General features: G+C 61.3%; 17 protein-coding genes. 4 read left to right on the top strand and 13 right to left on the bottom strand.

Features of this window, described 5'->3' with window-relative positions; genetic code table 11:
• The first annotated feature begins 42 nt into the window (after positions 1–42).
• On the top strand, positions 43–642 hold the full coding sequence (locus GEV02_RS26320) for a TetR/AcrR family transcriptional regulator (protein ID WP_152840864.1): 600 nt from the start codon (positions 43–45) through the stop codon (positions 640–642).
• Here GEV02_RS26320 and GEV02_RS26315 read toward each other — a convergent pair.
• The gene (locus tag GEV02_RS26315) at positions 619–1005 is read right to left on the bottom strand and encodes a hypothetical protein (protein ID WP_174999350.1); all 387 of its coding nucleotides are present in this window, start codon (positions 1003–1005) and stop codon (positions 619–621) included. The two genes, GEV02_RS26320 and GEV02_RS26315, sit on opposite strands and share 24 nt — an antisense overlap.
• A gap of 102 nt (positions 1006–1107) precedes the next feature.
• Between GEV02_RS26315 and GEV02_RS26310 the strand changes: the two genes are divergently transcribed.
• Positions 1108–1518, top strand: coding sequence for a hypothetical protein (locus GEV02_RS26310; protein WP_152840863.1), 411 nt, complete (start codon positions 1108–1110; stop codon positions 1516–1518).
• The gene (locus tag GEV02_RS26305; RefSeq protein WP_152840862.1) at positions 1515–1778 is read left to right on the top strand and encodes a hypothetical protein; all 264 of its coding nucleotides are present in this window, start codon (positions 1515–1517) and stop codon (positions 1776–1778) included. Before GEV02_RS26310 ends, GEV02_RS26305 begins: the two co-directional genes overlap by 4 nt.
• Positions 1779–1847: 69 nt before the next feature.
• Here the strand turns inward: GEV02_RS26305 and GEV02_RS26300 are convergent, their stop codons facing one another.
• The 7 genes from GEV02_RS26300 to rpsF form a co-directional block, all read right to left on the bottom strand.
• Positions 1848–2858, bottom strand: coding sequence for an inorganic phosphate transporter (locus GEV02_RS26300; RefSeq protein WP_152840861.1), 1011 nt, complete (start codon positions 2856–2858; stop codon positions 1848–1850).
• A gap of 21 nt (positions 2859–2879) precedes the next feature.
• Positions 2880–3506, bottom strand: coding sequence for a DUF47 domain-containing protein (locus tag GEV02_RS26295; RefSeq protein WP_070272676.1), 627 nt, complete (start codon positions 3504–3506; stop codon positions 2880–2882).
• Between the two features lie 60 nt (positions 3507–3566).
• Positions 3567–4952 (bottom strand): replicative DNA helicase, encoded by a 1386-nt coding sequence (locus tag GEV02_RS26290; protein ID WP_008450937.1) that lies wholly within the window; start codon positions 4950–4952, stop codon positions 3567–3569.
• A 121-nt stretch (positions 4953–5073) separates the two neighbouring features.
• Entirely contained in the window at positions 5074–5526 is a 453-nt protein-coding gene (gene rplI / locus GEV02_RS26285; RefSeq protein WP_008450939.1) for a 50S ribosomal protein L9, read from the bottom strand.
• Positions 5527–5560: 34 nt separating this feature from the next.
• Positions 5561–5851: a 30S ribosomal protein S18 gene (gene rpsR, locus GEV02_RS26280; protein ID WP_008450941.1), complete on the bottom strand. Its 291-nt coding sequence runs from the start codon at positions 5849–5851 to the stop codon at positions 5561–5563.
• A 15-nt stretch (positions 5852–5866) separates the two neighbouring features.
• Positions 5867–6172 carry a primosomal replication protein N gene (priB, locus tag GEV02_RS26275; protein ID WP_152840879.1) on the bottom strand — a complete coding sequence of 102 codons (306 nt, stop codon included), beginning with the start codon at positions 6170–6172 and terminating at the stop codon, positions 5867–5869.
• 18 nt (positions 6173–6190) lie between these two features.
• Positions 6191–6577, bottom strand: a complete 387-nt coding sequence (rpsF, locus tag GEV02_RS26270) for a 30S ribosomal protein S6 (protein WP_008450943.1) — start codon at positions 6575–6577, stop codon at positions 6191–6193.
• A gap of 290 nt (positions 6578–6867) precedes the next feature.
• Between rpsF and lexA the strand changes: the two genes are divergently transcribed.
• Entirely contained in the window at positions 6868–7506 is a 639-nt protein-coding gene (gene lexA, locus GEV02_RS26265; RefSeq protein ID WP_008450946.1) for a transcriptional repressor LexA, read from the top strand.
• 3 nt (positions 7507–7509) lie between these two features.
• Here lexA and GEV02_RS26260 read toward each other — a convergent pair whose 3' ends face one another.
• The 5 genes from GEV02_RS26260 to GEV02_RS26240 form a co-directional block, all read right to left on the bottom strand.
• Entirely contained in the window at positions 7510–8625 is a 1116-nt protein-coding gene (locus GEV02_RS26260; protein WP_152840860.1) for a serine hydrolase domain-containing protein, read from the bottom strand.
• A 71-nt stretch (positions 8626–8696) separates the two neighbouring features.
• Complete coding sequence (locus tag GEV02_RS26255) at positions 8697–9191, bottom strand: hypothetical protein (RefSeq protein ID WP_152840859.1); 495 nt, start codon at positions 9189–9191, stop codon at positions 8697–8699.
• Positions 9192–9251: 60 nt separating this feature from the next.
• Complete coding sequence (locus tag GEV02_RS26250) at positions 9252–10496, bottom strand: cystathionine gamma-synthase family protein (protein ID WP_152840858.1); 1245 nt, start codon at positions 10494–10496, stop codon at positions 9252–9254.
• Between the two features lie 97 nt (positions 10497–10593).
• Positions 10594–12117 (bottom strand): amidophosphoribosyltransferase, encoded by a 1524-nt coding sequence (gene purF, locus GEV02_RS26245; protein WP_008450955.1) that lies wholly within the window; start codon positions 12115–12117, stop codon positions 10594–10596.
• 39 nt (positions 12118–12156) lie between these two features.
• Positions 12157–12645, bottom strand: a complete 489-nt coding sequence (locus GEV02_RS26240; protein WP_008450958.1) for a CvpA family protein — start codon at positions 12643–12645, stop codon at positions 12157–12159.
• Positions 12646–12649: the final 4 nt, after the last annotated feature.

The raw sequence follows: 12649 nt of genomic DNA, 5'->3' as shown, positions 1-12649 counted from the left end.
CTGTATAGTGCGACGATATCTTTCTCATGTCAAGATGACTTTATGAGCGCCAAACCCTACCACCACGGCAATCTGCGCGACAGCCTGCTCGACGCCGCCGCCCAGTTGCTGGCGCAGAACGGCGCGCAGGCGCTGACCTTGCGCGAGGTCGCCAAGGCGGCCGGCGTGTCGCATGCCGCGCCGTATCACCACTTCCCCAGCCGCGAGCATTTGCTGGCCGCCGTGGCGGCGCAAGCCTTCGCCGGGCTGGCCGCGGCGATGGCGGCGGCCGATGCCGATCACGCGCGCAGCCAGGGCGTGCGGCTGATGGATATCTGCGAGGTGTATGTGGAATTCGCCCGCGCGCGGCCGGCGCAGTTCCGGCTGATGTTCGGCCCCTTGCTGGCGCAGAAATCGCGCTACCCCGATTTGAAGCAGGCGGCGGAGGCGGCGTTCCATGTGCTGGTCATGGCGGCCACGGCCTTCGATGCGGAGCGCGGCCCGGAACTGGCGCTGACCGGCTGGAGCCTGGCGCACGGACTGGCGAACCTGGCGATCGACGAGGCGTTCACGGATCTGCCGGTAGCGGTGCCCGCGCCGGCGGTGCTGGCGCGCGCCATGGCGGCGCGCATGCTGGGCTTACAGGGCGGCGTCGACCAGTAAGCCGGGTTGCAGCGCGCGGATGCGCAGCTCGGTAAAGTAGCCGCCCGCCTCGTTGTAGCGCAGGTAGTGGCGGCCGCAGTCCAGGCAGCGGGCCAGCTGGCTGCGGTTGCACGGGTAGTAGCGCGGCGCGATGGGCGCGTCGTCGCTCTCGTAGCGCGTGCCGTGCGGATGGAATTCGGAGAAGGTCGGCTCATCGTACGGATCGTCCATCAGCGTGCCGATCTCTTCGAAGCGATCCAGCTCCAGCGAGGTCGGCAGCCGCTGCCAGGCCGCCAGCGACACCGCATTGCAGCTGCACGGCGCCGTGATGGCGGCGGAAGCCTGAGCCAGTTGCATCAACTCTGGAAAATCAATTTTCTTCATGCTGCGTCCGTCAAAGGGATATCCGATTTTACTGCAATCCAGATCAACTCACGGCAGCCAGAACGGACCTACAGTGGCAATTCCAATTCCCGCTGCGACAACATGGAAACTAGAATTCTTAGCTGGGCATTTCCATGGCTGATGGCCATTCTGGAATTTTTACTACGCCAGAGCATGCACGACGCCGGGGCAACTGCATTCATAGGGCCGACGGTCGGTGGCGCGGCTTTGGGAATGCTGCTCCCTTTTACGCGGGCCAGAGAGATTCAGGGTACAAAACGGCATGCGCCAGGCATCATCTCCTTCGATCGCGACGAAGACTGCTGGGCGCAAAGAGCTAACCTCGCCGTGTGGATAGGCTTAACAGTCTGGGCGGTGAGCCTGTATCTGAGCCTCGCTCGCCGCGACGATCTGTTTACCCAGGCGGATAACGAGCGAATCTCGAATTTAATCGGCGCTATACTTTGGCTGATCGCAGTGCTCTTTGACGTCTTGAGAGGGCTCAAAAAATGAACTGGCCAGTAGTCGTTGATGGATTACTGTACATCGGCTCATGGATGCTAGGTTCGATGACGGTCGCAATTTTCTGCGCCTGGGCAATTCCCCGATTCTTCCCTCGCAAACCTGAAGACGATTACACCTACGTACTCAAGAATAAACACGGTAAAAAAACCACCGTGGTGCTACCGCCGGACCTCCCGGATGCGGAACAACAACAGATTCTCGACGAAGCCTATCGGCGACTCGGCATTAACCCAGAATCAGGGCATTAAGACCGCCCGCCACTGAAGCCTGCCACTGCCTGAACAGGCAAAAAAAAGGGAGCCGAAGCTCCCTTTGTTTTACATGATGTGGTGTCCGACCCAGAACGCCAGCGCGGCGACAAACGCCGAGGCCGGTATCGTGAAGACCCAGGCCCAGACGATGTTGCCCGCCACGCCCCAGCGCACGGCCGACATCTTCTGCGACGAACCCACGCCGACGATGGCGCCGGTGATGGTGTGCGTCGTCGAGACCGGCACGCCGAAGTGCGAGGCGATCAGCAAGGTCATCGCGCCGCCGGTTTCGGCGCAGAAGCCGCCCACCGGTTTGAGCTTGGTGATCTTCTGGCCCATGGTCTTGACGATGCGCCAGCCGCCGAACAGCGTGCCGAACGAGATCGCGCCGTAGCACGAGATCACCACCCACAGCGGCGGCGCCGACGCGTCCACCGGCACCTGGCCGACGGCGATCAGCAGCATCCAGATGATGCCGATGGTTTTTTGCGCATCATTGCCGCCGTGGCCCAGGCTGTACGAAGCGGCCGACACCAGTTGCAGGCGGCGGAACCACTTGTCGACCCGGCGCGGCGTCGAACGCACGAACAGCCACGACACGATCAGCATGATGATGGAGCCGAACACAAAGCCCATCAGCGGCGAAATGATGATCCACTTGACGGTCTTCAGCAGGCCGTCGCCCATCAGCGCGCTGGTGCCGGACTTGGCCACCGCGGCGCCGACCAGGCCGCCGATCAGCGCGTGCGACGACGACGATGGAATGCCGTAGTACCAGGTGAACAGGTTCCACGCGATGGCGCCGACCAGCGCGCCGAAGATCACATACTGATCGACGACGCCGGGATCGATGGTGCCCTTGCCCACCGTGGACGCCACGTGCAGGCCGACCACGAAGATGGCGATGAAGTTGAACAGCGCGGCCATGGCCACCGCCGTCTGCGGCTTGAGCACGCCGGTCGACACCACGGTGGCGATCGCATTGGCGGCGTCATGGAAGCCGTTCATGAAGTCAAACACCAGCGCCAGGGCAATCAACAGGCCCAGCACGTAGATGCTGATTTGTAGGGTATGCATATTGGACGATTCTTTTTGTAGTTATGCGTTTTCGACGATGATGCCTTCGATGATGTTGGCCACATCTTCGCAACGGTCGGTCACGGTTTCCAGGATTTCGTAGATGGCTTTCATCTTGATCAGGTTGCGCACGTCCGGTTCGTCGCGGAACAGCTTGGACATGGCGGCGCGCATCACGTGGTCGGCGTCCGACTCCAGGCGGTCGATCTCTTCGCAGATGGCGACGATCTGGCGCGAGTTGTCCATGTTATGCAGCAGGGCCACGGCTTGCTGGACCTTCTCGGTGCAGGCCAGCACCAGTTCGGCCAGGCGCTTGGCTTCCGGCGTCACCGAATGCAGGTCGTACAGCGACACGGTCTGGCCGGCGTCTTCCAGCAGGTCGAGGATGTCATCCATGCGGGTGATCAGCTTGTGGATGTCGTCGCGGTCGATCGGCGTGATGAAGGTCTTGTGCAGCAGGTCGACGGTGGCGTAGGTGATCTTGTCGGCTTGCTTCTCGATCGATTCGATGGCGTGCACGCGGTTTTCCAGATCGTCGAAATTGGACATCAGGCCCAGCATCTCTTTTGCACCTTTGACGCACAGGTCGGCGTGCTGGTTAAACAGGTCAAAAAATTTGCCCTCGGTGGGCATCAAACGTCCAAACATTTTATTCTCCGTAAATGTGTACTGCAGATCGCCGCCCCGGGGTACGGGACGGCGTAAAGATTAGTCGCCTTGGTACAGCGCCAGATTACCGGCGTAGTTGCCAAACTTCGTGTATTGGCCGATCCAGGTCAGGCGCACCGAGCCGATCGGGCCGTTACGCTGCTTACCGATAATGATCTCGGCCGTTCCCTTATCGGGCGAGTCCGGGTTGTAGACCTCGTCGCGATACAAGAAGATGATGACGTCCGCGTCCTGCTCGATAGCGCCGGATTCGCGCAAGTCGGACATGACGGGACGTTTATTGGGGCGTTGCTCCAGAGAGCGGTTCAGCTGCGACAGCGCGATCACCGGGCACTGCAGCTCTTTGGCTAGGCCTTTGAGCGAGCGCGAGATTTCCGAGATTTCCGAGGCGCGGTTGTCGCCCTGGGTCGAGCCTGTCATCAGCTGCAAGTAGTCGACCACGATCAGGCCGAGCTTGCCGCATTGGCGCGACAGGCGGCGCGCGCGGGCGCGCATTTCGATCGGATTCAGTGCCGGGGTCTCGTCGATGTAGACCTGGGCGTCGTTCATTTTCTGGATGGCGTGCGTCAGGCGCGGCCAATCCTCGTCGTTCAGCTTACCGGTACGCAGGCGGTGCTGGTCCAGCTGGCCGACCGAGCCCAGCATACGCATGGCCAGCTGCACGCCGCCCATCTCCATCGAGAACACGGCGACCGGCAGGCCCTCTTCCACCGCGACGTTCTCGGCGATGTTCATCGAGAACGCGGTCTTGCCCATCGACGGACGGCCGGCGACGACCACCATGTCGCCCGGCTGCAGGCCGGAAGTCATGCGGTCGAGGTCGATCCAGCCGGTCGGCACGCCGGTGATTTCGGACTGGCTTTCGCGCGAGTACAGCTCGTCGATACGCTCGACCACCTGGGTCAGCAGCGGCTGCACCGGTATCCAGCCGGCGGCGCCACGGGCGCCCTGCTCGGCGATGGCGAAGATCTTCGACTCGGCCTCGTCCAGCATCTGCTTGACTTCCTTGCCCTGCGGGCTGAAAGCCTGGCCGGAGATTTCGTCGGCCACCGTGATCAGCTGGCGCAGGATGGAACGATCGCGGACGATCTCGGCATAGCGGCGGATGTTGGCGGCCGATGGCGTGTTTTGCGCCATCGCGTTCAGGTAGGTCAGGCCGCCCACGTCTTCCGCCTTGCCCAGCTGGGACAGGGTTTCAAACACGGTGATGACGTCGGCCGGACGCGAACCGTTGATCATCTTGACGATCTGCTCGAAGATGATGCGGTGGTCGTAGCGGTAGAAGTCCTCGGGGTTCATCATATCCGCAATGCGGTCGAACGCCGCATTATCGCGCAGCAGGCCGCCGATGACGGACTGTTCTGCTTCGATGGAATGCGGCGGGACGCGGAGTGAATCTACTTGCGGATCGGAGGGGGCGTTCATGGCGCGAATTATACCTGCTTGCTTGAGCCGTATTACAAATTTATGACGAGAAAAAAGCCGGGCAAGCCCGGCTTTTTCAATGTGTTGCTATACCGACCAGACGTTGCCGTCCGGTCGAATATCAGGCAGCTTCGCCTACGACAGCAACGGTCACTTCTACCACCACGTCGGTGTGCAGAGCAACGCTTACTGGGTGCTCGCCAACGGTCTTCAGAGGACCGGTAGGCATACGCACAGCAGCTTTTTCAACAGCGAAACCAGCTTTGGTCAGGGCTTCAGCGATGTCGAAGTTGGTGACGGAGCCGAACAGACGGCCGTCAACACCAGCTTTTTGCGAAACGTTCACGGTCATGCCGTTCAGTTTCTCGCCTTGAGCTTGAGCAGCGGCCAGCTTTTCAGCAGCAGCTTTTTCCAGTTCAGCGCGCTTGACTTCGAATTCAGCAACGGCGGACGCGGTAGCGCGGCGGGCCATTTTTTGCGGAATCAGGAAGTTACGTGCGTAACCGTCTTTAACTTTAACGACTTCACCCAGGTTGCCCAGGTTGACGACTTTTTCTAACAGAATGATTTGCATAGTTCTTCTCCAGGATCTTATCTAGACGACGCGATTAAGCGTGGTGCAGATCGGTGTAAGGCAGCAGCGCGAGGTAGCGAGCGCGCTTGATTGCGGTGTCAACTTGGCGCTGGTAGTGCGCTTTGGTACCGGTCAGACGTGCTGGCATGATTTTGCCGTTTTCCTGGACGAAGTCTTTCAGGGTGTCGACGTCTTTGTAGTCAACCTGTTCAACGTTTGCTGCGGTGAAGCGGCAGAACTTCTTACGCTTGAACAGTGGGTTTTGTTGCTTGCGCTTTTCTTTCAGCTTGAGCTTGTTTTTGTCGAACTTTTTACCGAATGCCATTTTAGGCTCCTGTATCTAAATTGAGCTGTCTGGGACAGCACTAAAATCAATGATGTGAAACACCAGGCTTTTGCTATTGCGATTCTTCTTGTTCAGGAACCCGGTGAACTGATACATGCCGGCCAGTGGCGCCTGACTGAAGCGGCCTGAAATCTCGCCCGCGGCAACCGCGGAAATTTCAAACTCGCTCAATCGGGCAATGCCTGCCTCGGTCTGCTGGGATCGGTGCTGGAGTACAGCATTCACGATCGGCATGCCGGCCGGGGTGTAGCGCAAGGCGTCCCGTTCGGCGATCAAGGCAATAAACTGGAGCTGGTTCAGCTCGGTTCCTGGCAACAATTAGGCCGCAGGAGCAGCAGCAACTGCTGGAGCTTCGGTGCGATGCGATTTCGCTGCATCTTCACGTTGTACCGACTTCATCATCGGCGAAGGAGCGGTTTCCGCTTTCTTCATCTTGACGGTCAGGTGACGCAGCACGGCATCATTGAATTTGAAGGCGGTTTCCAGCTCGACCAGGGTCTCGTTGTCGCATTCGATGTTCAGGCAGATGTAGTGTGCTTTAGCCAGTTTCTGGATCGAGTAAGCCATCTGACGACGACCCCAATCTTCAACACGGTGCACGGCGCCGCCGCGGGTGGTAACCGAGGTCTTGTAACGCTCGATCATGGCGGGCACTTGCTCGCTCTGGTCCGGGTGGACGATAAATACTATTTCATAGTGACGCATACAAACTCCCTTAAGGACTGTGAATATAGCCCACCCTGGCGTCAAGACAGGTGTGGGAAGAGGTAAGCCCGCGACTATATCAGCTTTTCCGGCAAAAGACAATCCGGGGTCAAGTCTGACATTTGGACACGAGCTCGACCGCAACGCGGCGCTACGGTCGAGGCCGTGTCCAAATGTCAGACTTGACCCCACCATGAATTTATTTCGCGCAAAGCAACAAATTCCCTTGCATTTCGCTTCACACTGTACAAAAATACAGACTGTCTATATACACAGGCCCAAAGCACTCTATGATCAAGCTCACCGCAAGACAAGAACAAATTCTCAATCTGATCAAGGATGCCATCGAGAACACCGGCTTCCCGCCAACCCGCGCCGAAATCGCCAACGAACTGGGCTTCAAATCCGCCAACGCGGCCGAGGAGCATCTGCAGGCGCTGGCGCGCAAGGGCGCGATCGAGATCGCCGCCGGCACGTCGCGCGGCATCCGCCTGCTGGGCGTGCACGCCGAACCGGCCACGCCGAAAGTACCGGTGTCGCTGATGATGTCGCTGCCGCTGATCGGCCGCGTGGCCGCCGGCTCGCCCATCCTGGCGCAGGAAAACCTGGAAACCAGCTACAGCGTCGACCCGGCCATGTTCTCTTCCCGCCCGGACTACCTGCTCAAGGTGCGCGGCGAGTCGATGCGCGACGCCGGCATCATGGACGGCGACCTGCTGGCCGTGAAAAAGGTGGACAGCGCCAAGAACGGCCAGATCGTCGTGGCCCGCATCGGCAACGACGTCACCGTCAAGCGCTACCGCAAGACCGGCTCCACCGTGGAGCTGCTGCCGGAAAACCCGGACTTCAAGATCATCAAGGTCGATCCTGAAGCGGACGAGTTCGCGCTGGAAGGCCTGGCTGTCGGCCTGATGCGTAGCTGGCACTAAGCTTTACATAGCCATCGGCTTCGGCACGATGAGCGGGAAGGCGCTGTTGAGCGCCCGCCTGGCGATATCGTCCGAGCCCATGTGCGAATTCGACATCAGCACCACGCCCCGCTGCGTGCTGGTGTCGAAGCCGATATACGTACGGTAGCCGCCCGTGCCGCCGTTGTGCCAGACGATGTGCGAGCCATGCTGCTCCAGCACATGCCATCCCAGCGCCACCGACGCGCCTTCCCTGCCCTCGATCGCGTGACGCGGCTGATGCGCGGCCTGCATCGCGCCGTACAGCGGCGTCTTCTGCAATCCCATATTAGCTCCAACAAACTTCAGCATGTCCGCCGTCGACGAGCGCAGCGCGCCCATGCCCGCCAGCGCAGGCATATCCCAGTTGGCCGCCACCACGCCCGGCATGCCGTAGCCGATGGCCAGATGCTGGCGCATGGCCGGCGTCAGCGCGATGGCCGTGCTGTTCATACCCAGCGTGCCGGTGATGCGCCGGCGCACCAGCGCCTCGTAATCGACGCCTGCGCGCAACGTCAGCGCATGACCCAGCAGGCCGACGCCCGTGTTCGAATACTCGTAGCGCTCGCCCGCCGCACGCGTGGGCGCAAAGCCGTGCACAAACTCGTACAACTGCGGCACCGTGTAGTCGGCGAAGGGATTATCGTCATCCTTGGGCGCCAGGTTGGCGGGGATGCTTGGGATGCCGGACACCTGCGACGACAGGTCGCCCAGCGTGATCTGCCGCCCGCCGAACGCCGGCGGCGCGGCAGCCGCCGGCAGGTAGCGCGCCACAGGATCGGCAAGCCCCACTTCGCCGCGCAGGACCATATCGCTCAGGATGGTGGCGGTGAACACCTTGGTGATGGAACCGATCTCGTAGACCGAGTCCGCATCGACAGGCGCCCCGCCCTCGCTCAGGCTGCCGTAGGCCAGCACATGGCCGCCCTTGGCCTCGATGATGCCGATCACCATGCCGGTGCCGGCATGGTCGACATCGACACGGGTTTTCATCATGGCGAGCAGCTCGGCGTCGCTGGCCGGGGTCGCTTGCGCAGCGGCGGCCAACAGCGCGCCGGCAGCCAGCACCAGCAGTTGTTTCAAAGGGAGTGGGGTAGTCATGCCGCGCAGACTAGCAAACTTCCAGTCACGACGAACAGACAATATTGCGTCAATTCCTGCCAGGCGGCCGTTCAGCGCTTGCCGGCCGTCGTCGGCTGATGGGACAACTCGCGCGCGCTCAGCTCGATATCGCCGCGCCGGCCTTCCCACGCGGCCTCCGCCACCGTGACCGCGTCCGCCTGACGCTTGGCGTCATCGGCCACTTGCACGAACACCTGGCTCATCAGCGTTTGCGCGGCGCTCATCTCATCGTCGGTCATCAGGTCAGCAAGGTCGGCAGGGATGCTCTTGCCGACCGGCAGCGCTGCGTTGTAATTGGCAAGGAACCTGTCGTAGCAGGCGCGCCACGCGGCCAGCGCCTGCGCCACCGCTGCGCGGCCGGCCGTGGCCGGGCGCATCGGAATGTAAGGCGGCTGGCAGTCGAAACGGGCCAGGGAAATATCGGCGCCGTCGTAGTGGCTGGTGTAGTACTCGATCTCGGCTTGCCGAGCGAGCCGGCGGGACGGCTCTTCGGCAAAGGCGTTACTCGACAGCACGGTCAAAGCCAGAACCCATGCTGCTCTCATGACGCCTCCCCCGCGCTTAGTAAAATTGAAAGCTTAGATTATCACAACTGGCCGCAGGGATCAGCAAGCTTCCAGTGCGCAGGTGAAATCGTCCAACAGATCGTCGGTATCCTCGATGCCGACCGACACCCGTATCAGCGATTCGGCGATACCCATCGAAGCACGGCGCTCGGCGCCCATCTCGAAGAAGATGGTGTGCGCCACCGGGATGATCAGCGTGCGCGTATCACCCAGGTTGGAGGCCGGGATCGCCAGCTTCAGGCGATTCAGGAAATCGAAGCAGTCGATGCCATCCTTCAGCTCAAAGCTCAGCAGCGAGCCGAAGCTGCGGAACAGTTCGCTGGAGATGGCGTGCTGCGGGTGCGAGGCCAGGCCGGGATAGTAGACAGCCGCCACGCGCTCGTCCGATTCCAGCAGTCGCGCCAGTGCCAGCGCATTGGCGCTGGTGCGTTCCATGCGCAGCGCCAGCGTCTCGGCGCCGACGGCGATGTGGTGGGCCGCTTCCGGCGCCAGCGAGGAGCCGAAGTCGCGCAAGGCCTTGGCGCGGATCTGCGCCAGGCCCCATTGCAGCGGCACGGCTTTCTTGTAGTTCTCGTAGATGTTCGGGAAGCGGGTCCAGTCGTAGGCGCCGGTATCGGTCAGGCTGCCGCCCAGCGCGTTGCCGTGGCCGCCGATCGACTTGGTCAGCGCGTTGACCACCAGCCCGGCACCAACCGACTTCGGACGGAACAGGTAAGGCGTGGTCATCGTGTTGTCGACAATGTAGAGGATGCCGCGTTGCTGGCACAGCTCGCCGATGCGCTTCAGGTCCGCCACTTGCGTGCGCGGGTTGGCGATGGTTTCGACAAACACCACGCGGGTCTGCTCGGTGATGGCGGCGGCGACGTTGGCGACATCGGTGGCGTCGACAAAGGACACGCCCACGCCCTGCGCCATGGTGGTCTGCCACAGGCTGTTGGTGTTACCGAACAAGAACGACGACGACACCACATGATCGCCCGCGCGCAGCAGCGACTGGAACACGGCGCCGATCGCGCCCATGCCGGTGGCGAAGCAGATCGTGCCGACGCCCTGCTCCATCTTGTTGACCTTGTCTTCCAGCGCGGAGATGGTCGGATTGCCCTGGCGGCCGTAGCGGAAGCCCGGCTCCTTGCCCTGGAATACCGAGGCCAGCTGGCGCGCGTCGGCGTAACCGAAGGCGACCGAGGTGTGGATGGGCTTGTGCAGCGAACCGTGCTCGATGCCCTTCTGGCGATCGTTGTGCAGGATGGTGGTGGTGAAGCCGTAGTTTTTCTTGTCGTTCATGTGAGTTCCTGCGTGTCGTTCCCGCGCAGGCGGGAACCCATAGAACGCAAGCACGCAGGCTCAGCATGGATTCCCGCGTGCGCGGGAATGACGAGAGTTAGGCCTCGGTGGCGGCCAGATTCAGATTCAGTTGCGAACGGCCCGCATCTTCGGGGCCGGCGGCCTTCGGATGATGACGCGCATATTCCAGCTTGTCCAGGTAGTCCTTGGAGATGTCGCCGGTGACGTAGACGCCGTCGAAGCACGAAGCCTCGAAGTTCTTCAACGCCGGATTCACGTCCGAGATGGCGCGCTTCAACGCGTCGATATCCTGGTAGACCAGGTGATCGGCGGTGATCTCGCGGCAGACTTCCTCGGTGCTGCGGCCATAGGCGATCAGCTCGTCGCGGGTAGGCATGTCGATGCCGTACACGTTAGGGAAGATCACCGGTGGCGCCGCCGAAGCGAAGATCACTTTCTTGGCGCCGGCTTCGCGCGCCATCTGCACGATCTCGCGGCTGGTGGTGCCGCGCACGATGGAGTCATCCACCAGCAGCACGACCTTGTCCTTGAACTCGGAAGCGATGGCGTTCAGCTTCTGGCGCACCGACTTCTTGCGCGCAGCCTGGCCCGGCATGATGAAGGTACGGCCGATGTAGCGGTTCTTGATGAAGCCTTCGCGGTATTCCACGTTCAGCGCCAGCGCCAGCTGGATCGCCGCAGGACGCGACGAATCCGGAATCGGCATGACGACATCGATCTCGCCATCCTTGAATTCGCGCTTGATCTTCTCGGCCAGGTACTCGCCCATTTTCAGGCGGGTGGCGTAGACGGAAGCGCCATCGATCACCGAATCAGGACGAGCCAGGTAGACGAACTCGAACACGCAAGGGTTGAGCGACGGATTGTCCGCGCACTGGCGCGAATGCAGCTGCTTGTCGGCGTCGATGAAGACGGCCTCGCCCGGCGCGATGTCGCGCACGAAGCGGAATCCCATGCCTTCCAGCGCCACGGACTCGGAAGCGATCAGGTACTCGGCGCCCTGCTCGGTTTCGTTGATGCCCAGGCACAGCGGACGGATGCCGAACGGATCGCGGAAGGCCAGCAGGCCGACGCCGGCGATCTGCGCCACGGCAGCGTAGCCGCCACGCACGCGGCGATGCAGCACGGTCACGGCTTCGAAGATGGTGTCAGCGTCGATCGAGATGCCGGTGGTGGCTTTCTGGATTTCGTGGGCCAGCACGTTCAGCAACACTTCCGAATCGGAATCGGTGTTGATGTGGCGGCGATCGTTCTGGAACATTTCTTTTTTGAGCTGTTCCCAGTTGGTCAGGTTGCCGTTGTGCGCCAGCGTGATGCCGAACGGGGCGTTGACGTAGAACGGTTGCGCTTCTTCCTCGCTCGACGAGCCGGCGGTTGGATAGCGGCAGTGACCGATGCCGGAATTGCCTTGCAGCGTACGCATGTTACGGGTACGGAAAACGTCACGAACGAGGCCATTGGCCTTGTGCATGGCGAACATGCTGCTGTGATTGGTCGCGATACCTGCCGCATCCTGGCCGCGGTGCTGCAGCAGCAGCAATGCGTCATACAGCAGTTGATTGACAGGTTGATGGGATACGACGCCGACGATGCCACACATGATGTTGCTCCTGGACTTGGTGCTACAGATTTAAAGAATTCAAAAATTCACATGCTGCGCCATGGCAGCGGGAAGAAAGGCTTTCACCGTATGCGCTCCGGTCTCCGCAAGCGGACTCAATAGCGCATCCTTCCAGAATGCTTGTTGCGGTATCGACGTCATCCCACACAGGATGACACCGGCCAGCACAATGACAAGGCCGCGGCCGAAGCCGAACACCATGCCCAGCGCGCGATCCACCAGGCTGAGGCCGCCGGCATCGAGCAAGGCGCCCAGCGCCATGGCCAGCAGGCCCATCAAAATCCGTACGCCGATGAACAGCGCGATAAAAGCCAGGATCAGGCGCAACACCTCGCCCGGCACCACCGGCGGCAGCATCTGCGCCAGCGCGGCGGCGTAAGCGTTGGCGACCACGAAGGCCACCACCCAGCTTGCCAATGACAACACTTCCTTCACCAGGCCGCGCATCATGCTGATGATGACCGACGCGACCAATACAAAAATCACCAGGTAATCAAAGATCGTCACGTCG

It is taken from the genome of Rugamonas aquatica, assembly GCF_009380215.1.
GTDB classification, from domain to species: Bacteria; Pseudomonadota; Gammaproteobacteria; order Burkholderiales; family Burkholderiaceae_D; genus Rugamonas; species Rugamonas aquatica_B.
The sequence above is the reverse complement of the archived record's forward strand: the minus strand, read 5'-3'. Positions and strand labels throughout refer to the sequence as shown.